The 20,019-nt window shown below is 67.3% G+C and carries 18 protein-coding genes; 8 read left to right on the forward strand and 10 right to left on the reverse strand.

Annotated elements, in window-relative coordinates; genetic code table 11:
• Positions 1 to 12 precede the first annotated feature (12 nt).
• The 8 genes from ABZX86_RS19575 (at position 13) to ABZX86_RS19610 (ending at position 12,151) form a co-directional block, all read left to right on the forward strand.
• Positions 13 to 549, forward strand: a complete 537-nt coding sequence (locus ABZX86_RS19575; protein ID WP_309230343.1) for an NUDIX hydrolase — start codon at positions 13 to 15, stop codon at positions 547 to 549.
• Positions 546 to 3,080 carry a DUF6049 family protein gene (locus tag ABZX86_RS19580; RefSeq protein ID WP_355125306.1) on the forward strand — a complete coding sequence of 845 codons (2,535 nt, stop codon included), beginning with the start codon at positions 546 to 548 and terminating at the stop codon, positions 3,078 to 3,080. Before ABZX86_RS19575 ends, ABZX86_RS19580 begins: the two co-directional genes overlap by 4 nt.
• Positions 3,077 to 7,492: a murein biosynthesis integral membrane protein MurJ gene (gene murJ, locus ABZX86_RS19585; protein ID WP_355125308.1), complete on the forward strand. Its 4,416-nt coding sequence runs from the start codon at positions 3,077 to 3,079 to the stop codon at positions 7,490 to 7,492. Before ABZX86_RS19580 ends, murJ begins: the two co-directional genes overlap by 4 nt.
• Before the next feature lie 169 nt (positions 7,493 to 7,661).
• Positions 7,662 to 8,288 carry an RNA polymerase sigma factor SigM gene (gene sigM / locus ABZX86_RS19590; protein WP_355125310.1) on the forward strand — a complete coding sequence of 209 codons (627 nt, stop codon included), beginning with the start codon at positions 7,662 to 7,664 and terminating at the stop codon, positions 8,286 to 8,288.
• Between the two features lie 106 nt (positions 8,289 to 8,394).
• Positions 8,395 to 9,318, forward strand: a complete 924-nt coding sequence (locus ABZX86_RS19595; protein ID WP_355125312.1) for a hypothetical protein — start codon at positions 8,395 to 8,397, stop codon at positions 9,316 to 9,318.
• A 143-nt stretch (positions 9,319 to 9,461) separates the two neighbouring features.
• Complete coding sequence (gene trxB / locus ABZX86_RS19600) at positions 9,462 to 10,460, forward strand: thioredoxin-disulfide reductase (RefSeq protein ID WP_355125314.1); 999 nt, start codon at positions 9,462 to 9,464, stop codon at positions 10,458 to 10,460.
• 11 nt (positions 10,461 to 10,471) lie between these two features.
• Positions 10,472 to 10,810, forward strand: a complete 339-nt coding sequence (gene trxA, locus ABZX86_RS19605; RefSeq protein ID WP_355125316.1) for a thioredoxin — start codon at positions 10,472 to 10,474, stop codon at positions 10,808 to 10,810.
• A 144-nt stretch (positions 10,811 to 10,954) separates the two neighbouring features.
• Positions 10,955 to 12,151 (forward strand): N-acetylmuramoyl-L-alanine amidase, encoded by a 1,197-nt coding sequence (locus ABZX86_RS19610; protein WP_327142948.1) that lies wholly within the window; start codon positions 10,955 to 10,957, stop codon positions 12,149 to 12,151.
• 74 nt (positions 12,152 to 12,225) lie between these two features.
• Here the strand turns inward: ABZX86_RS19610 and ABZX86_RS19615 are convergent, their stop codons facing one another.
• The 10 genes from ABZX86_RS19615 to rpmH all read right to left on the reverse strand — a co-directional run bounded on the left by ABZX86_RS19615 (position 12,226) and on the right by rpmH (position 19,752).
• A complete protein-coding gene (locus ABZX86_RS19615) occupies positions 12,226 to 12,954 on the reverse strand; it encodes a GNAT family N-acetyltransferase (protein WP_327142949.1) in 729 nt (242 codons plus the stop codon).
• A 217-nt stretch (positions 12,955 to 13,171) separates the two neighbouring features.
• Positions 13,172 to 14,188: a ParB/RepB/Spo0J family partition protein gene (locus ABZX86_RS19620; RefSeq protein WP_355125319.1), complete on the reverse strand. Its 1,017-nt coding sequence runs from the start codon at positions 14,186 to 14,188 to the stop codon at positions 13,172 to 13,174.
• Between the two features lie 45 nt (positions 14,189 to 14,233).
• On the reverse strand, positions 14,234 to 15,256 hold the full coding sequence (locus ABZX86_RS19625; RefSeq protein WP_355125320.1) for a ParA family protein: 1,023 nt from the start codon (positions 15,254 to 15,256) through the stop codon (positions 14,234 to 14,236).
• 430 nt (positions 15,257 to 15,686) lie between these two features.
• The gene (locus ABZX86_RS19630) at positions 15,687 to 16,109 is read right to left on the reverse strand and encodes a hypothetical protein (protein ID WP_327142952.1); all 423 of its coding nucleotides are present in this window, start codon (positions 16,107 to 16,109) and stop codon (positions 15,687 to 15,689) included.
• A 94-nt stretch (positions 16,110 to 16,203) separates the two neighbouring features.
• A complete protein-coding gene (rsmG, locus tag ABZX86_RS19635) occupies positions 16,204 to 16,896 on the reverse strand; it encodes a 16S rRNA (guanine(527)-N(7))-methyltransferase RsmG (RefSeq protein WP_355125853.1) in 693 nt (230 codons plus the stop codon).
• A 128-nt stretch (positions 16,897 to 17,024) separates the two neighbouring features.
• The gene (locus ABZX86_RS19640) at positions 17,025 to 17,600 is read right to left on the reverse strand and encodes a protein jag (RefSeq protein WP_327142953.1); all 576 of its coding nucleotides are present in this window, start codon (positions 17,598 to 17,600) and stop codon (positions 17,025 to 17,027) included.
• Between the two features lie 47 nt (positions 17,601 to 17,647).
• On the reverse strand, positions 17,648 to 18,742 hold the full coding sequence (gene yidC, locus ABZX86_RS19645) for a membrane protein insertase YidC (RefSeq protein ID WP_355125323.1): 1,095 nt from the start codon (positions 18,740 to 18,742) through the stop codon (positions 17,648 to 17,650).
• A 4-nt stretch (positions 18,743 to 18,746) separates the two neighbouring features.
• Entirely contained in the window at positions 18,747 to 19,073 is a 327-nt protein-coding gene (gene yidD / locus ABZX86_RS19650) for a membrane protein insertion efficiency factor YidD (protein WP_355125325.1), read from the reverse strand.
• The gene (rnpA, locus tag ABZX86_RS19655) at positions 19,070 to 19,474 is read right to left on the reverse strand and encodes a ribonuclease P protein component (protein WP_355125327.1); all 405 of its coding nucleotides are present in this window, start codon (positions 19,472 to 19,474) and stop codon (positions 19,070 to 19,072) included. The genes yidD and rnpA overlap by 4 nt, the downstream gene beginning before the upstream one ends.
• A 134-nt stretch (positions 19,475 to 19,608) precedes the next feature.
• Positions 19,609 to 19,752: a 50S ribosomal protein L34 gene (rpmH, locus tag ABZX86_RS19660; protein WP_297610748.1), complete on the reverse strand. Its 144-nt coding sequence runs from the start codon at positions 19,750 to 19,752 to the stop codon at positions 19,609 to 19,611.
• Between the last annotated feature and the right edge of the window lie 267 nt (positions 19,753 to 20,019).

The raw sequence follows: 20,019 nt of genomic DNA on the forward strand, positions 1-20,019 counted from the left end.
TAGACTGGCGCCGTGTCTCCGGCCGATCGCGCGAACAGTCGACGCCGCCAGCCCCGGCGCCGTGGTTCGGCCGGTAGTGCGGCGAAACCTCGCATGCGCACGGTGCGGGAGACCTCTGCCGGTGGGCTTGTCGTCGACGGGTTGGACGGGCCGCGTGAGAAGCGGTGTGCCGCACTGATCGGGCGGACCGATCGGCGCGGGCGGTTGCTGTGGTCGCTACCCAAGGGGCATATCGAAGAGGGCGAAACCGCTGAGCAGACCGCTATCCGTGAGGTTGCCGAGGAGACCGGCATCAATGGCAGTGTGGTCGCCGAACTGGGCAGTATCGACTACTGGTTCGTGACCGAGGGCCGGCGGGTACACAAGACCGTGCACCACTATCTGATGCGATTTCTCGACGGCGAACTCTCCGATGCCGATGTCGAAGTCACCAAGGTGGCCTGGGTTCCCTTGAGCGAACTCGATTCCCGGCTCGCCTACGCTGACGAACGGAGGCTGGCGGAGGTCGCGAACCGGCTGATCGACCGGATGGAGAACGGCAGACAATGACGCGTGCGGGGTCTGGGCGTCCTGGGCAAGACACCGCGGCGCTGCACCGCTGGATCCTGTCGTTCGTCGCGGTGGTGGTCGCCGTGCTGACGGTATGTCCGTCCGCTGCGACGGCACAGCCGTCCGGCAGCGGCTCCGGCGCGGCGCCGACCGGACCGAAATTCCTGAAACTGTCCCTGGATTCGGTGACGCCGACGGCGATCACCGCCAGCAGCGACCCCTATTTCGTGGTGTCCGGCACCATCACCAATATCGGTGACCGGCCGGTCGACGATGTCAGCGTGCGCATTCAGCGCGCCGCCGCTGTCACCAACCCGAGCGGCCTGCGGTCGACGCTGCGACTGGACCAGAACAGCTTCGACGTCACCGGCGAATTCCAGGATGTCGCAGACCGTTTGGACACCGGACAGCGAAAGCAGTTCAGCCTCACGGTCGCACTGCGCTCAGCGCCCGAATTGCCCAGCGGGATCTCCTCGATCGATATCACCGCGCCCGGCATCTATCCGCTGCTGCTGAACGTCAACGGCGCGCCCAGTTACGGCGGTCAGGCGCGACTGGACGACGCGCGCTTCCTGCTGCCCGTGCTCGGTGTCCCCATCGCCACCCCGGACCCGATGAAACGCACTGTCACGCCGACGGTTCCGGCCGTCCCGGACGCGCCGCCGGTCGCCACCACCATGCTGTGGCCGCTGGCCGACCGGCCGCGCCTGGTCGCCGGTGCGACGGGGTCCGTGCAGGGGTCCGCCATGCTCACCGATGACGATCTGGCGTCCTCGCTCGCCAGCGGCGGGCGGCTCGATCAATTGCTGTCCGCGCTGGAGACCGCGCTCAAACCCGATGGCGGGCAAGACCGCAAACTCACCAGTGCGCTGTGCCTGGCCGTCGATCCGGACCTGCTGCTCACCGTCTCCGATATGACGGACGGCTACCGGGTGCTGGCCAGTCCGTCCGATCCGGACGGCACCACCCGGGCCGGCACCGGCGCGCACGCCGCCAAGGCCTGGCTGGACCGGCTGCGCACGCTGGCACCCACCATGTGCGTGGTCGCGCTGCCGTTCGCGCAGGTCGATCCCACCGCGCTGGCCGCCGCCGGGGACGAGACGCTCTCGGATCGAGCCCTCAACGCGCCTGCCGACCTGGTGGATTCGCTGCTGTCGGTGAAATCCGTGCGCGGCGTGGCACTGCCGGACTCCGGAACCCTCGACACCGACGGCGCGGGCCTGCTCGCGCACCACGGCTACACCACCGCCGTGCTGGCCGACAATGCCGTGGCGCCCTCCGACGGGCGCAGCAATATCTCCAGCGCCAAAAGCCCGGGCGGCGCAAGCGAATCGGTGAATCCGGACATGGTGCACCTGTCGGGGATCGACCTGCCCACCCCCGGCGGCGATGCCGCGGGCGGCCCCGAAATGCATGCCGCCACCTTCGATATCTGGTCGGCCACCGCCCTCGCCGCCATCGGCTCACATCCGCCGACCCCGCCGTTCACCCCGGACCGGGTCCGCTACGACGTCACCAACGACTCCCGCGCCGCCCGGCTGCAGGACGCGCTCGGCGCGGTCGCCTGGACCGCGCTGAACCCGGAGGCCGGACGGCCGCGCTCCGCGGTGCTCATGCCGCCGCAGCAGTGGGGCGCCAACCGGGACGAGGCCACCGCGGTGCTCGGACAGCTCGACCTGCTCTTCCGCAATAATCTGGCCGCACCGCGCTCCTTCACCGAACTGCTGGCGCAGCAACCGGATCCGCAGCCCTACGACCTGGACTATCTGCCCGCCGCCGCGGACGAGGCGGTGCCCGACCACTTCGCCGAACCGGTTCGGCAGCAGGCGCACAACATCACCGAGCTGATGGGCGCCCTGGTCGACCAGCCGCAGCAGGAGCTCACCCCGCGCACCTTCCTCACCCCGCTGCGCGACGACCTCATCCGGGTGCTGACCATGTCGGACCGGCGCGCCGGCGCCGCCGCGGCCGATACCACCGCGCAGCGGCGCCTCGACCAGACCACCCGCACCATCGACGATCTGTTCCATTCGGTGACCGTGCTGCCGCCGGGCGGCGTCTACACCCTCGCCTCCGAACAGAGCCCGCTGCTGCTGGTCGCCCGCAACGATCTGCCGGTCGCCATCCGCATCAAATTCCGCATCGACGCGCCGACCGAGACAAATATCAAAGACATCGGTGAACAACAGCTTCCGGCCAAGGGCACCCGGTCCTTCCAGATCCCGACCGAGGTGTCCGACAGCCGAAACCTGGTGATACCCATCGCCCTTACCACACCCGACGGGACACCGCTCGGCAATGCGGTATCGGTATCCGTGCGGTCCAACGCCTACGGTCGAGTGTTGGCAATAATTACCGCAAGCGCCGGAGCACTGCTGCTCCTGCTGGCGGGTCGCCGGCTCTGGCACCGCTTCCGCGGGCAGTCGGATCCGGCGGACGAAGGCTTCGATCCGGAGAAGCGACGCCGGGTGAACAAGTACCTGCGCGCACGGAAACGCAAGCTGCGAGACGAGAACCAGGAGGCCCGGTGAGCGAGTACGGCGGACCGCGCTCGACCGGCCGACCCGAGGGCACCGACGGGCCGCGCTCCCACGGCGCCGACGGCCCGCCCGCACGGGGCACCGAGGGCCCGCCCGCACGCCGGGCACCGTCGGCGCCGTGGGAGCGCGGTGCGCCCGCACCGCAGGGACCGCGTCCGGCACCCCAGGGTCCGCGGCCCGTGCCGCAGGGTCCGCGCCCGGCACCGCAGGGTCCGCGTCCGGTACCGCCAGGTCCGCGCAGTGGTGGCTTTCCGCCGGTGCCGCAGGTGAATACGCCCGGAGGGCCCGGCCGTCCACTACCCGGTCAACCGTCCGGTCCGCTGCCGGTGCGGGGACCACGCCCCGGCGAATCCGGGCCCATCATGGCGCGGCCGCCCGCACCCGGACAGCCGCCGCGCCAGCCGCAACCGCCACGCCCGGCCGGACCGCCACGCGGAAACGCCTACGTTCCCGAGGAAGACCGCTACCACTGGGGTCACGGCAACCCTGAGCAGAACCGGGCACCCGGAATCGGGCCGCGGCCCACCCCGCGCGACGGCATGCGCTATCCGGAGTCGAATCCGGTACCGCGGCACTCGCAACCACTGCCCAGGCAGGCGCGCGGCGGACCGACCACGCGGGAGCAGCAGCAGGTCGAGAAGGCCGAGAACTCGAACGCCCGACTGGTCCGGGACTCCGGATCCATCGCCATCGCGACCCTGGTCAGCCGCATCACCGGCTTCGGTAAACAGCTACTGCTGCTGACCGTGCTCGGACCGGCCATCGCCAGCGCCTTCACCGTCGCCAGCACCATCCCGACCATGATCTCCGAGCTGCTGCTCGGCGCGGTCCTCACCGCCATCGTGGTGCCCACCCTGGTGCGCGCGGAGAAAGAGGACCCCGACGGCGGCAGCGCCTTCGTCCGGCGGCTGTTCACCGCCGCGATCACCATCCTCGGCATCGGCACCACCCTCACGCTGATCCTGGCGCCCATCCTGACCACGCACGTCTTCCTCTCGAACGACGGCAAGGTCAATACCGCGCTCACCACCGCACTGACCTTCCTGCTGCTGCCCGCGGTGTTCTTCTACGGCACCTCCGCGCTGATGATGGCCATCCTCAATACGCACGGGGTGTTCAAACCCGGTGCGTGGGCGCCGGTGCTCAACAACCTCGTCGTGCTGGCCGTGCTCATCGCCTACCGGCTCACACCCGGTGAGATCAGCCTGCATCCGGTCCGCATGGGCGATACGAAACTGCTGGTCCTCGGCATCGGCGTGACCGTCGGCGTCGCGGTCCAGGTACTCAGCCTGCTGCCCGCCATCCGCCGCGAAGGCATCGATCTGCGGCCGCTGTGGGGTGTGGACGCCCGGCTCCGGCAGTTCGGCGGCATGGCCGCGGCCATCATGCTGTACGTGCTGATCAGCCAGGTCGGCTGGACCTTCGCGACCCGCGTCTCCTCGCATGTGGACATCGCCGGTCCGGCCATCTACCAAAATGCCTGGCTGCTGCTGCAATTGCCGTACGGCGTGCTCGGCGTGACCCTGCTGACCGCGATCATGCCGCGACTGAGCCGCAATGCCGCCGCCGACGACACCCCGGCCGTGGTCGACGATCTCGGCACCGCCACGCGACTCACCATGATCGCGCTCGTTCCGGTCGTCACCTTCCTGACCTTCGCCGGACCGCAGATCGGCCGCGCCCTCTACGGCTACGGGCACTTCGGGCCCGGACAGGCCGGGCGGCTCGGCGAGGCCGTCTCCTGGTCGGCCTTCACGCTGATCCCGTACGCGCTGGTGCTGATCCACCTGCGCGTCTTCTACGCCCGCGAACAGGCCTGGACGCCGACCTGGATCATTCTCGGCATCACCAGCGTGAAGATCGCGCTGTCGGCGCTCGCGCCGATGGTCGTCGACGAGCGCCACGTGGTGATCGCGCTCGGTGTCGCCAACGGGCTCGGCTTCGTCTCCGGCGCGGTGATCGGCGGCTGGCTGCTGCATCGCAGCCTCGGCGATCTGCGCATGGCCAATGTCGGGCACACCATCACCCGGGTGGTGGGGGCCTCCCTGGCCGCCGGCGTGGTCATGTGGACCGCCGACAAGGTCATGGGGCTGCACCGGCTTTCGGAGTCGTTCGGCGGCATCGGATCGCTGGTGCGGGTGGCCCTCACCGCGATCATCATGTTCGGCGTCGCCTTCGGGCTCATGCGGCTGGCGGGCATCCCCGAAATCGTCGCCATCACGGTGGCCGTCTCGCGGCGCCTCGGCTTCACGGCGCCCGCACCGGAGATGGATCTCGACGGCGGGCCGATCGACGCGACCACGCTGCTCCCCAAGCCGGATCTGCGCGCCGCGCCGTACTACTACCGGTTCGACCCGTACCTCGACGCGCAGACAATGGTGCTGCCTGTTATCCGACCCGATGCGGTTGACATCACCGGCAAGGGTGAGTTCCCGTACCCTGTTCGGCAGAGAAGCGCAAGCGCCGCATCCGGTGTTCCAGACGACTACAACAGGCCGGATGAGGGCTCTCGCGCGGCCTCGGACGACGGTGTCTACCGGGCACCGGGTTCGGCCCAGACACATCGGTCTCCGACATACCAGGGCGAAGGAGGAACGAGGGTGAGCGACGACGCGGTGAGCGGCGTCCCGGCCGCCGAATCCACAGCGGCAGCGGGCGGTGGGCTCTCCACGGATGCGCCCCCGACTCCGGACGAAAAGATCGGAAAGCAGAGCGGCAAAGCCGATTCCGCCAACCGATCCACCGGACGTGGCGACCGAGGCGAACCGGACGAACTACCGGACGAAGGTGGCGCAGGCCCCGAAACCGGTGTCTACGAGGCGATCTCGCCTCAGATGCCGCCCATGCGGGTGGAGGCCACCAAGCGCATCCAGCGCGGCCCCAAACTGCTGCCCGGCGCGTCCGTCGCGGGCGGCCGCTACCGGCTGCTCGCCGGCCACGGCGGCGCGCGCGGCCTGAAATTCTGGCAGGCGCTGGATGTGAAGCTCGACCGCGAGGTCGCGCTCACGTTCGTCGACGCCGACCAGCAGGACGCCGAGAACTCCGGACACGATGGGCCCCAGGCGATCCTGTCGCGCACCCTGCGACTCGGGCGGATCAACTCGCCCGGCCTCGCTCGCGTGCTCGACGTGGTCCGCGGGTCCTCCGGCGGCATCGTCGTCGCCGAATGGACGCCCGGCCGCTCGCTCAAGGAGATGGCCGATACCGTGCCGTCCCCGATAGGAGCGGCGCGCGCCATCCGGGCGCTCGCGGCGGCGGCCGAACTGGCCCACCGCGGCGGCGGCTCGCTGTCCATCGATCACCCGGATCGGGTGCGCATCAGCGCCTCCGGTGACGCGGTGCTCGCCTTCCCCGGCACCCTCGGCGATTCGGACGCGCAATCGGACGTCCGCGGGCTCGGGGCCATGCTGTACGCGCTCATCACGGCGCACTGGCCGATTCGCGTCGGCGGCGTCACCGGCACCGCGGCGACCATCGGCGGACTGCCGCTGGCCGATTTCGGGCCGGACGGAACTCCGGTGGAGCCCAGGACCATTCGGCCCGAGGTGCCCTTCGAGATCTCCGCGGTCGCGGTGCGCTCGCTGGAATCCAACAAGGGTGTGCGCACCGCCGCCACGGTTCAGCACGTGCTGGAGCAGGCGTCGGTCGTCGACCAGAAGACCGATCTCATTCCGGTGCTCAGACTCGGCCAGCGGCCGCCCTCGGCGCCGGACGAGACCCTCGCCGATCCGGAACTGCTCGCCGCCGAGAAGGAACGCTCGCAGCGGATGATGTGGATCCTGGTCGGGCTCGGCGTGCTGGCCGCGCTGGTGGTCGGCGTCATCATCTGGTGGCTGCTGAGCGTGTTCGCGCCCGGCAGTTCCGAAGCGCCGCTGAACGAACAGCGCAATATCGGGCTCACCACATCCAGCCCGATACCCACCTCGCCGGGTGCTCCGGCGCCGACCGGCGCTGCGGCGCAGGGTGTTCCGGTACCGGTCACCGGCGCCATGGTGTTCTCGCCCGAGGGCACCCCGGACGGTGTGGGCAGCATCGGGGCCGTGCTGGACAACAACCCCGTCACGGTGTGGCGGACCGACGCGTACTTCCAGCAGTTCCCCGCCCTCAAGAAGGGGGTGGGGATCATGACGACGCTCGGCAGCCCCAGCAAGCTCACCAAGGTGATCATCGATTCGCCGACACCGGGCACCGTGGTCGAGATCCGTACCTCGCCCACGGCGTCGCCGACGCTCGATCAGACCCAGCTCATCGGGTCGGCGACGCTCGGCAACGGGACCACCGAGATCGCGGTGCAGGCCGACCAGCCTGCCCGCTACGTGCTGGTGTGGATCACCGCGCTGGCGCAGAACGGCGGTCAGTACCAGACCTCCATCGGCGAAGTTCGCTACGAGGCCGCACCGTAGTTCCGAGGCCGTGCCGTGATCTCCGGCCTCGGAACTGGGTGTCCGGTTCGCCCGAAAAAGCCCGCTAGCTGCGCTTTTATTGCGCAAACCATTGCTGCCGAATCGTTATCTTCGTTATGATCTTGCGTACTCTCTGCTGGTTTCAGGAGTTGCAGGTTCAGGAGTTGCATTGTCAACTGCGAAGAATTACGAGGTAGCGACCGAGCCGACCACTCGGCCCACAGCGACGGCTGTCCGGACCCGGAAACCCCGGGTCGCCGAGGCCACCGATCGTGACCTCCTAGCCGCCCACGCCACCGGCGAGCGGCACGCCTTCGCCGAACTATTACGGCGCCATCGCGATCACCTCTGGCAGACCGCCCTGCGCGCGTCCTACACGCCCGAGGACGCCGCCGACTCGCTGCAGGACGCCCTGCTGTCCGTCCATCGCGGCGCGGGCGCCTTCCGCGGCGATGCCGAGGTCCGCAGCTGGTTGCACCGCATCGTGGTGAACGCGTGTCTCGATCGCATCCGTCGCAACAAACTGCGGTGCACGGTACCGTTACCGGACGAGTCGTTGCTCGAACCCCTTTATGCCCGCGACGATTTCGCGAGCCTGGAGGCAAGTCTTGTCATCGACGCAGCATTGTTCACGCTGCCCGCCGAACAGCGCACCGCACTCGTCGCCGTGGAGCTCGAAGGACTGTCGATCGCGGAAGCCGCAGCGCTGCTCGGAGTTCCGGCCGGAACCATCAAGAGCCGGTGCGCCCGCGGCCGGCGGCGACTCGAAGAACATCTGCATGCGATGAACACCTGAATCCGCTGCGAAGCACGCAGGATAGCGGGAACCGGATCGCACTCCGGTGCGTCAAAAACTAAGACAGGTCTGCGAATTCCCATATCGGGTCCGATCTGGAGGGGCGATGAACGAGGACTACGCAGGAGGACCGGTGGCAGCGGGGACGATTCCCCGGCCGCCCTATTCCTCCGAGCTGCTCGCCGATCTGCACGCCGGGAACGTCCCGGCGGATCTGTCCGCCCAGCTGTGGACGCAGGTCCGCCGCGATCCGGACGCCATGCGCTACCTGCGCTCGCTCGATCAGGTGAACAACCGCCTGCGCGACCTCGGCCGCGACGAGCACATCGCGCACCCCATGCCCACCGCCATCACCGCACGCCTGGAACGAATGATCGACAATCTCGCCGCCACCGACCTCGACACCAGCGATCGAGTGGCCACCGTGCACCGGCTCCCGGTGCCCCGCCAATCCACCCATCCCGCACCGCCTTCCACCGCACCCATGCCGGTATTGAACGGTTCGGCCATCTTCGACACCGGGCGGCTGGACCCCCGCGAACTCGACGACCTCGTGCCCGAGGAGCCCGCCGAGTCGGAGTTCGATCTCCCGCCCGGGCCCGCCCCGGCGACCGAACGGTTCTCCAATCGGCTGCGCTGGCTCACCGCGGCCGCGGCCACCGCCGCCATCACGGCCGGCGCCGTGGTGGCCGTGGACGCGGTACAGGGCCACCACGGGACGCCCGCCGCCGCGCAACCCGCCGGCGCGATCCCGCTGGCGGCGGACCTTCCTTCCACTGTGGTACTTGCCGCCATGGGCCACCACGACATCAGTGGGCCGCTCGCCGCCGGCACCGCGCTATCGAGCTGTCTCGAGGCCGCCGGCCTCAACCGCTCGGTCCTCGGGTCGCGTAGCGTCGTCTACGGCGGCAAACAGGCCGTACTCGTACTGCTCGCGGGCCCGCACGCGCCGCAGATCACAGCCGCCGTGCTCGACAACGGCTGCGGACCGGGGAACCCGCAGGTACTGGCCAGCACCGATATCGGCTGACGGCCGGCCGCAGCTCCCATTCACACCTGTGGATGGGGGCGCCACCGCCTACCCCCGGCCCCCTGGGAACAACAGCGTTTACGCTGTGGTTGACCGACATGCCTGTTTCACGTGCCTGTTTCACAACTGCCTCGGAGGACCCTTTGAGTACCGCTGTTCGCGACCTGATCATCGTCGGTTCCGGACCGGCCGGATACACGGCGGCTGTGTACGCGGCGCGTGCGGAACTCCAGCCGATCCTCTTCGAAGGCACCCAGTTCGGCGGCGCCCTCATGACCACCACCGAGGTCGAGAACTTCCCCGGCTTCCGCGGCGGCATCATGGGCCCGGATCTGATGGAGGAGATGCGCGAGCAGGCCAAGCGCTTCGGCACGGACATCCGCACCGAAGATGTGGACGAGCTCGACCTGTCCGGTCCGATCAAGAAGGTCACCGTCGGCGATGAGGTGTTCGAGGCCTACGCCGTGATCCTCGCCATGGGTTCGGCGGCCCGCTACCTGAACATCCCCGGTGAGCAGGAACTACTCGGCCGCGGCGTCAGCGCCTGCGCCACCTGCGACGGCTTCTTCTTCAAGGGTCAGGACATCGTGGTGGTCGGCGGCGGCGACTCGGCCATGGAGGAGGCCACCTTCCTCACCAAGTTCGCCTCCAGTGTCACCATCATCCACCGCCGCGAAGAGTTCCGGGCCTCCCGCATCATGCTGGAGCGGGCCAAGGCCAACGAGAAGATCCGCTTCCTGCTGAACTCCGAAGTGACTGCGGTGCACGGTGATTCGGCTGTCACCAGTCTGAGCATTCGGGACACCCGCACCGGCGAGACCTCGGAGCTGCCCGCCACCGGCCTGTTCGTCGCCATCGGCCACGACCCGCGCAGCGAACTGGTGCGCGGCCAGGTCGAACTGGACGGCGAGGGCTATGTCCGGGTCGACGGCCAGTCCACCTACACCTCGCTGCCCGGCGTCTTCGCCGCCGGCGACCTTGTCGACCACACCTACCGGCAGGCCATCACCGCCGCCGGAACCGGTTGCCGCGCGGCCATCGACGCCGAGCGCTGGCTCGCGGACCAGGGCGACATCACCAGCAACACACTCGATCACGCCGGTCACTCGGTGGAATCGAACACTGCGGTCATCAGTAACTAGAAGGAGTCACCATGTCGGACGCCAAGACCACCGCCACGAAGACCGTCACTGACGCCACCTTCGCCCAGGACGTGCTGGCCAGCGACAAGCCCGTCCTGGTCGACTTCTGGGCCACCTGGTGCGGCCCGTGCAAGATGGTCGCCCCGGTGCTCGAGGAGATCGCCGCCACCCACTCCGACAGCCTGACCATCGCCAAGGTCGACGCCGACGCGAATCCGGAGGCCTCGAAGGACTACGGCATTCTGTCGTTGCCTACCATGGTGCTGTTCCAAGGGGGCAAGGAGATCAAGCGGATCGTCGGCGCAAAGGGCAAAGCGGCCCTTCTGCGCGAACTCGAGGGTGTTATCTGACGACGCGCCGTACGATGCCTGCACTCGACAGTTGCCGAAATCCGGTCCGGGTCTGAGACAATCGACCGACGCTCCGGTCGTGCAAAGGTGTGAATCTTTGCACGAGTGGGTACCCGGGTTGGCGGAAGGAAAGGGCTCTTACGCATGCACCGACTTCGTCACGGCGATACTGGACCAGCCGTAGCTGAGGTTCGGAGCACCCTCGCAAGTCTCGGATTCCTGCACTCCCACCTGAATGCCGAGCACGGCAACGGGAATGGCGAGTACTGGAAGAACGTAGAAGTCGTCTTCGACCACGACCTCGACTCCGCGGTCCGCGGCTTTCAGCAGCATCGCGGCCTGCTCGTCGACGGCGTGGTCGGTCCGGCTACGTACCGGGCCCTCAAGGAAGCCTCCTACCGGCTCGGCGCCCGCACGCTGATCTATCAGCTGTCGGCGCCGCTGTACGGCGACGATGTCGCCACCCTGCAGCGCCGTCTGCAGGACCTCGGTTTCTATGTGGGCCGGGTGGACGGGTTCTTCGGGCCGCATACGCACGAGGGTCTCACCTCCTTCCAGCGCGAGATCGGCCTGGCCGGTGACGGCATCTGCGGTCCGGACACGCTCCGGTCCCTGGAATTGCTGGGAGCCCGTGTCACAGGCGGTAATCCGCATCGCATCGCCGAGGAAGAAGTGGTGCACCGGGCCGGGCCGCAGCTCACCGGTAAGCGCATCGTCATCGATCCGGGCCTGGGCGGACCCGATAAGGGCGCACCGGTGCCCAGCGAATTCGGCGACGTGTACGAATCGGAGATCCTCTGGGATCTGGCCAGCCGGCTCGAGGGCCGCATGGCCGCCACCGGTATGGAGACGTTCCTGTCCCGGCCGTGGGGCGCGAACCCCTCCGATGCCGAAAGAGCCGAGACCTCCAATACTTTCGACGCGGATCTGATGATCTCGCTGCGCTGCGCGGGCAATCCGAGCACCTCGGCCAGCGGCGTGGCGAGCTTCCACTTCGGCAATTCGCACGGGTCCACCTCGATGATCGGGCAGGTGCTCGCCGGTTTCATCCAGCGCGAGATCGTCGCCCGGACCTCACTGCAGGACTGCCGCACCCATGCCCGCACCTGGGATCTGCTGCGCCTGACCAAGATGCCGACCGTGCAGGTCGATATCGGCTATCTGACAAGCGATTACGATTCGACGGTGCTCACCAATCCGCGCATGCGGGATGTGATCGCCGAGGCCATCCTCATCTCGGTGAAGCGGCTGTACCTGCTCGGCCAGGACGACCAGCCGACCGGTACGTACACCTTCGCTGAACTGCTCGCCGAGGAAATGGCCGCGGCCGAGCGCATCTGAGCCCGGTTTCGAACCGAAAAACCCCGTCCTCCCGAATTACCCGGGACGACGGGGTTTTCTGCTGTCCGTACCGATCAGAGGGTGATCAGGCGGTTCGGCATGGTCATGGCCGCGGTCGCGAGCAGCTGATCCAGCGCGCGCTCCACGTCTTCCTTCCACAGGTGGTCGCTGTCCAGCTCCAGCCGCAGGCGCGGGAAACGGTGATGCGCGGCAACCACTTTGAAACCGACCTCCTCCAGGAAATCGGCATCGATCATGCAGGTCTCCGGCGTGCACACGGACGACGGCGACGGTTTGGAGGATGTACGCGGGGACGCGGGGGCGATCCGCTCCATGAACATCATGGACCCGAGATCCGCCATCGAGGTGGACGACGGATCCGAGCGAATCCCGAAGGACTCGATGGCCCGCACACCACGACGCACCAGATCGCCCACCACGGCCTGAATAAGCTGCTGGGCTACATCATTCGTCTGATACGGGAATTCGGCGCCCAGCGTGGTCAGCAGGACCGCGTCCGGGCTCACGGGGGAGGTGGGGAACAGTCCGGCGCGCGGTGAGGAGCTCGGCGGCGAATACAGCGCGCAGCCGGCCGGCTGACCGTCGATCAGCGCGATCTGCCCACACGAGCCCCACTCCAAGAGCACAGTGGACAGCCAGGCCTCCTTTTCGAAGACCGGGTCACTGAATTCCCGGGAGTCCGCAGCCACCGCCGGATCGAGCTCCCAGAACACACACCGCCGGGCATGCGCCGGAAGTTTGTCGAGTCCGCCGAGGGTTAGTGCGGTAACGCTGGTCGACACCGCTCTGCTCAGCCTCCAGCTGTCCGATTCATCCACACTCACGCCGCATCAATATCTGCTCGCCAAAAAGAATAAGCGATCAAAGCAACACGCCTCTCCGGGCCTAGAAAACTCCGGCGTCACTGTGACGTTTCAGCCCCCACCCTCGGGTAGGGACCCCGAACCTCGAAAATTCTTCTCCGAGAGCTCGGGTGTGGGGGTAGGGCCCCGATTTCCGCTACGGCTTGGACTGTTCCATCATGCTGACGATCCGCTCCAGATCATCGATGGAACCGAACTCGACCGTGATCTTGCCCTTGCGCTTGCCGAGCGCCACCGTGACCCGGGTGTCGAAGGATTCCGACAACCGCTCGGCCACATCCTGCAGACCCGGCATCTGAATCGGTTTGCGCTTGGCCGCCGGGGGAGTGGCCGCGGCATCCGGGTTCCGATTGGCCAGCGTGACAGCCTCTTCGGTGGCCCGGACCGACATACCCTCGGCCACGATCCGTGCGGCGAGTACCTCCTGCGCTTCGGCTCCGGCCTCCAGTGCGAGCACCGCGCGCGCGTGGCCGGCGGAAAGTACGCCAGCCGCCACCCGCCGCTGCACCGGAATCGGAAGTTTCAGCAGGCGAATCATATTCGTCACAACCGGTCGGGAACGGCCGATTCGCGAAGCCAGTTCCTCATGGGTGACGCCGAACTCCTCCAGCAGCTGCTGATAGGCGGCCGCCTCTTCCAGCGGATTCAACTGCACGCGATGGATGTTCTCCAGCAACGCATCCCGCAGCAGCGACTCGTCCGCGGTCTCCCGGACGATGGCCGGAATGGCGGGCAGGCCCGCCTCCTGGCTTGCGCGCCAACGCCGCTCGCCCATGATGAGCTGATACTTCGGGGTCGGCAGGCTCTCCACCTGACGCACCACGATCGGCTGCATGAGGCCGAACTCCTTGATGGAGTGCACCAGTTCGGCGAGCGCCTCGTCCTCGAAAACCTGACGCGGCTGCTTCGGATTCGGCACGATCTGGTCGTGCGGAATCTCCCGGTACACCGCCCCCGCATCGGCCGCCTCGGCGCCCTCGACCGGATCCGGAACCCGGTGCAGGAAGGCCGAAGCCGGCTGCGGTCCGATCGGGTCCAGTCCGATGACGACATTGGCGGCAGCGCTGCCGAGGCCACCCGGTGTCGCTGCGGGTCCGGTAGGGATCAGCGCGGCGAGACCGCGTCCCAGTCCACCCTTCTTCGCCTGGCTCATCGGTCTACTGACCCCTCTCGTTGTTCACCGCAGCCGAAATTGTCATTACACACCCGATCCCGTATCGGGTAGCAATGCGGGCTCCGGACTCGCCGACCGGAGTGCCATCTCACGTCCCGCATCGAGGTAGCTCATGGCGCCTCGCGAACCCGGGTCGTAGTCGAGCACCGTCATGCCGTAGCCCGGAGCCTCGGACACCTTCACGCTGCGGGGGATGACCGCCTTCAGGACCGTGTCACCGAAGTGGTTGCGCACCTCCTCCGCGACCTGATCGGCGAGCTTGGTGCGGCCGTCGTACATGGTGAGAACAACGGTGGAGACATGTAATTCGGGGTTGAGATGCGACTGCACCAGACCGATATTGCGCATCAGCTGACCCACACCCTCCAGCGCGTAGTACTCGCACTGGATGGGGATCAGCACCTCCTTCGCCGCGACGAGCGCATTGACGGTGAGCAGTCCGAGCGACGGCGGGCAGTCGATCATGACGTAGTCGATGTCGTATCCGGCGAGATTGGCTTCCTGAATGGCGGCCTTCAACCGGCCCTCGCGGGCGACCATCGAGACCAGTTCGATCTCCGCGCCCGCCAGATCGATGGTGGCGGGAATGCACATGAGCCGCTCATTGTGCGGGCTCTGCTGGATGGCGTCCCGCACCGTGCACTCACCGATGAGCAGTTCGTAGCTCGACGGAATACCGGAGTGGTGCGGGATGCCGAGCGCGGTGCTGGCATTGCCCTGCGGATCGAGATCGACCACCAGCACCCGCATGCCCTGGATCGCCAGTGCGGCGGCCAGGTTCACGGCGGTGGTGGTCTTGCCGACGCCGCCCTTCTGATTGGCGATGGTGATGACCCGCTGCTCCTTGGGGCGCTGCACCTCAGAGTTCTTGCTGGGATGCAAGACCTGGCTGGCGCGCGACGCCTCGGCGGCAATGGGGGTCTCGGTGGGGGAGATGTTCCCGAACGGGGTGCGGCTGAACTCCTCCGCGTCGAAGGTCCCGGTATCGAGCATGCCGGGCACTCGGGACGTTGTTTCCCGTGAAACATTCGCCGGACCGTTGGACATACAGGCTCCTAACCCCGAGAACTCAAAGACACGTGGCCGAGCGTGGCAGCAGGATCGGCAGCGGGCTCACTACGCCACGCTGCGTTGTCACCGAGATGGTGCGAGGTTCGAGCTGCGATACCCATTCGAAGCCGTTCCCGACTGTCGTGCAGTCGATTTGGAGCCGCTGCCGGGCATCGCAGTCTGCGCTCACACTCGACGTTCACTAGCTTGCCAGTACGGGACACAATACGGAAGTTGAACGGCAATGAACTCCATCCGACACGCTGAATCGGCCGGGACAATCAGCAGATTTCGGACTCGGGCCGTGCCGGGCGGGGCGCGGCGCATGTTTCCCGTGAAACAACAGCGGCGCCGGGGATGGGAAGCACGAAGCGGGCGAGGCGGCAGGACTGCCGCCTCGCCCACTTCAGCTCGGGCCGGGGTGGGGCTACTGCGCCGAGAGGCTGCTGAGCAGACCACTGAGGGGATTGCTCCCGGAGGACCCGGTGCCACCCGGAGTAGTGGGCTGGTTCGTCACTGTGACGGTAGTGGTCTTGCTGCTGATCAGTTCCTGCGTCGCCTTGATTTCGTGCGAGCCGGTGGTCGACGGCGTCCACTGGATGGTGGCCGTGCTGCCGCTCGGGTAGGCCTTGCCGATCTCGGTGCCGTTGTCGGTGAAGTCGACCTGGAAGAGGGCGGAGGTGACCGTGACGCTCGCGGTGATCGTGTAGGCCTGCCCGACATAGAGGGTGGTGCCCGAGACGCTGAGGTCCGTCACCAGCGCGCTCGCCTGAGGCGCGGCGACCAATGCGGCCGTCGCCAGTGCGCCGAGCAGCGTGGTGCCGAGGCCGGCCCGCCGTGAGATCTTCATGAAAACTCCTGTGCTCCCTAACCCACTGCCTGTGGGTCAACGGGACAGTACCGAGCCACCGGCCTGCGCACAGCTATTTTGAAGTATCTATATTTCAATTATTCCGGGCACGGGACTTCCGGCGCTCACTCCGGGGGAGACGCTCGGCGCTGATCACCATCGTGGGCGTCTCCAGCACACCCACGCCGCACTCGAGCACCTCGGCGTGACCCGCGCCCGCCTTCGTGAGGTCGGCGCGATCGCGCTCCAATTCCTCGATCGCGCTGATGCCCTTGAGCGCCAGCATTCGTCCGTGATCGTGAATCAGCGGCATGGACCAACCGGCCAGCCGTGCCAGGGGAGCGACCGCGCGGGAGGTGACCACATCCGCGCCACCGGCTTCCTTCTTCACCCCCGCCTGCTCGGCCCGGCCGCGGACGACGGTGATGCCGAGTCCGGTGGCCTCGATGAACTCGGCCAGGAAAACGGTGCGGCGAAGCAGCGGCTCCACCAAGGTGATTCGAAGATCCGGGCGGGCAATGGCGAGGGGGATGCCCGGCAGTCCCGCGCCGCTGCCGACATCGACCACGGTCGCGCCCTGCGGGATGAGTTCACCGATCACCGCGCAATTGAGGATGTGCCGATCCCACAGCCGGGGCACCTCGCGCGGGCCGATCAGGCCGCGCTCCACGCCCGCACCCGCGAGGGCGGTGTAGTAGCGGCGGGCCAACTCCAGCCGGTTCCCGAAGACCACCGTCGCAGCGGCGGGCGGTTCCGGATCGGTTGGCATTGCTGCCTGATCGGTCATCTCGGTGCCAGGTTCCACGTGAAACATTCCTTCCGAACTGATGACGAACAATCGGGACCGGGGGTGCGAAGACAAGCGTAGGGCCCCCGGTCCGATCGACGCGGGGGCCCTACCTCGAGGTGTACGTGTCAGGCGGGGAGGACGACAACCCGTCGGCTCGGCTCCACGCCTTCGCTCTCGCTCACGACGCCGTCGACGGCGGCCACCGCGTCGTGCACGATCTTGCGCTCGAACGGAGTCATGGGGGTGAGCGCCTCCCGCTCCCCGGACTCCAGCACGCGCTTGGCCGCCTCGGCGCCGAGTGCGCTCAGCTCCGCGCGACGACCGGCCCGCCAGCCCGCGACATCCAGCATGAGACGGCTGCGCACGCCGGTCGCCTGCTGCACGGCCAGCCGGGTCAGTTCCTGTAGCGCGTCCAGCACCTCGCCGCGACGGCCGACCAGCTTGTCCAGATCCTTGCCGCCGTCGATGCTCACGATGGCGCGATCGCCCTCGACGTCGAGATCGATATCGCCGTCGAAGTCGAGGACATCCAGCAACTGCTCCAGGTAGTCGCCCGCGATCTCACCCTCTTCGATGAGTGCTTCCTCGGCATCCACCACGGTCTCGGCCGGCGCCTCCGCCGCTGCCTCATCAACAGATCCAGCCGGTGCCGCCGTCGCAGCAGTCACAGTGGGGTCCCCTCCGTCTGTTTCAACAGTCATTGTTGTTCCTTCATCTGGAGTTGTCGGCGCAAGGCGCCACGAGAAGATCAGCGGCGCCGCTTCTGGTTGGCGCGACCGCGGTTGCCGGACCGCTTCTTGGCCTGGTTCGAGTTCGGCTTCGCCTGACCGGAGTTGGGCTTGGAGCCGTTCTGCGTGGCCTGCGGCGCATCGGATTTCGCCATATCGACCCCGGCGGAATCGACCACGGGCGCGTCCTCCACCGACTTCTTACGCGTATCGACCGGCTTGGCACCCGGCTTCGGCGCATTCTGCGCGCGACGCTCCAGGGCGACGGTCTTCTTCTCTTCGTCTTCCTTCTCCATACGACCGAAGACGAGATGCTGCTGCGCGTAGGTCCAGATGTTGTTGGAGACCCAGTAGAGCAGGATGGCGATCGGCAGGAACGGACCACCGACGATCACGCCGAGCGGGAACACGTACAGCGCCAGCTTGTTCATCATGGCGGCCTGCGGGTTGGCGGCGGCCGCCTCGCTCTGCCGCTGCACCGAAGCGCGCGCATTGAAGTGCGTCGCCAGTCCGGCGATGATCATCAGCGGGATGGAGACGGCGGCGATGGCCACCTTGCTGGGCACGCCGCCGTACTCGGCGAACGACTGCAGCACATTCGCCTTCTCGGTCATGAAGCCCGAGAGGGGAGCGCCGAAAAGCCGTGCGGTCAGGAAGGACTGGACGTCACCCGGGCTGAAGATGTAGTTCGCGGTATGCGCGTTCTCGTACGGCGTCATGCCGACCTGACCGATACCGTGCCCGGTGCGGTTGAACGAGCGCAGCACATGGAACAGGCCGAGGAAGACCGGCACCTGCAGCAGCACGGGCAGGCAGCCCATGAGCGGGTTGAAGCCGTGGTCCTTCTGCAGCTTCTGCATCTCGATCGTCATCTGCTGACGGTCGTTCTTGTACTTCTTCTGCAGTTCCTTGATCTGCGGCTGCAGCTCCTGCATCTGCTTCGTGGTGCGGACCTGCTTCACGAACGGCTTGAACAGCACCAACCGCAGCGTGAACACGAGGAACACCACGGAGAGCGCCCAGGCAAATCCATTGTCCTTGCCCAGCACGAACCCGAAGGCCTGGTGCCAGAACCACAGAATGGCCGACACCGGGTAGTAGATGAAATCGAGCACGGCGTTATGTACTCCCGTCGTTCGTATCGCCGGTCACCGCGGACGATGACCCTTCATAGGCTGCTGCCGCGTGCCGGTGCCGTGAAGCACGTTCCGGTACGGGGTCCCACCCACCAGGGTGCCAGGGCGCACATTTCGCAAGACGCACGGCTGCCAGTCCGAGTCCGATGAACAGACCGCGCGTGCGCAGTGCGGTGACCGCGTACTCACTACACGTGGGAGTGAACCGGCATGTGGGCATGCGGGTGGGGGAGATGTAGGTCCGATACAGCTCGATGAGGAATATCAGAGCTTTGGCCGGTAAGCGGGCCGCCGCGCGCAGCGCGTTCATGACTCGCTTGATTCAGTGGGAGCCGCAGTATCGGCCAGGATGCCGAGTTTGCGCAGTCCACCACGAATCTGCCGTTCGAGATCGGCGGAGGAGGCGGCCGCGGCGCCCGACAGGGCGCGCAGCACGATATCCGTGCCGTCGGGTAATTCCGCCGCGACAGCCGCACAGATATGACGCAGGCGGCGGGCCACCCGGTGGCGAACCACCGCGTTACCCACCGCCTTGCTGACGATCAACCCGAAACGCGGACCGCCCACCCTGATGGATGGTTGCGGCCCGCCGGACTGATCGTCGTGTAGCAGTACGTGCACAACGAGATCCCGCTTCCCGATTCGCCGGCCCTGGCGCACCGTCCGGGAAAAGTCGGTACGCCGGTGCAGCCGATACGGCTCAGGCAGCACCGATGCGTCCGGCGGAGTGCGGGCGGAGAAGAGAACGGAGGTCGTTCATAGAGCCGTGCATGGGACCCCACGGCGAGCCGTGCATCAGCCGCCACGGCGAGCCGTCAACAAGCCGCCGCATCCGGGGTTCCGAATCAGGCAGTCAGCTTGTCGCGGCCCTTGCCACGACGAGCCGACACGATGGCGCGGCCCGCACGGGTCCGCATCCGGAGACGGAAGCCGTGGACGCGCGCCCGACGACGGTTGTTCGGCTGGAACGTCCGCTTGCCCTTGGCCACGGTCAACACTCCTCATAGGTGGGGGCGTCGGTTGACGCCCGAAGTTTTTCGGTGAAACGGTGTTGCAACGCGACGAATCAGATCCATCGGTGCAAATACCCTTGTCGGCACGGGCAGCACACAGCCGCCACCGCACCATAGGGTGACTGTAGAAGGGTACTGATCTGCTGGACGAGGGTCAAACTCGGGGGGAGTGACGGTTGTCCCGCCCCTGTCGCGGGCTTGAACACCGGCGCCGGCGGGGTTGAACGCCGGTGTCCCCGGGGG

The organism is Nocardia sp. NPDC006630 (assembly GCF_040611495.1).
Lineage (GTDB): Bacteria > Actinomycetota > Actinomycetes > Mycobacteriales > Mycobacteriaceae > Nocardia.

Coding starts and splice junctions, on each gene's coding strand:
- yidD (WP_355125325.1), bottom strand. CDS start 19,073: ATGAACGCGCTGCGCGCGGCGGCCCGCTTACCGGCCAAAGCTCTGATA.
- ABZX86_RS19630 (WP_327142952.1), bottom strand. CDS start 16,109: ATGAAGATCTCACGGCGGGCCGGCCTCGGCACCACGCTGCTCGGCGCA.
- ABZX86_RS19640 (WP_327142953.1), bottom strand. CDS start 17,600: ATGACTGTTGAAACAGACGGAGGGGACCCCACTGTGACTGCTGCGACG.
- ABZX86_RS19595 (WP_355125312.1), top strand. CDS start 8,395: ATGAACGAGGACTACGCAGGAGGACCGGTGGCAGCGGGGACGATTCCC.
- ABZX86_RS19625 (WP_355125320.1), bottom strand. CDS start 15,256: ATGTCCAACGGTCCGGCGAATGTTTCACGGGAAACAACGTCCCGAGTG.
- ABZX86_RS19620 (WP_355125319.1), bottom strand. CDS start 14,188: ATGAGCCAGGCGAAGAAGGGTGGACTGGGACGCGGTCTCGCCGCGCTG.
- ABZX86_RS19610 (WP_327142948.1), top strand. CDS start 10,955: ATGCACCGACTTCGTCACGGCGATACTGGACCAGCCGTAGCTGAGGTT.
- trxA (WP_355125316.1), top strand. CDS start 10,472: ATGTCGGACGCCAAGACCACCGCCACGAAGACCGTCACTGACGCCACC.
- ABZX86_RS19580 (WP_355125306.1), top strand. CDS start 546: ATGACGCGTGCGGGGTCTGGGCGTCCTGGGCAAGACACCGCGGCGCTG.
- rsmG (WP_355125853.1), bottom strand. CDS start 16,896: ATGACCGATCAGGCAGCAATGCCAACCGATCCGGAACCGCCCGCCGCT.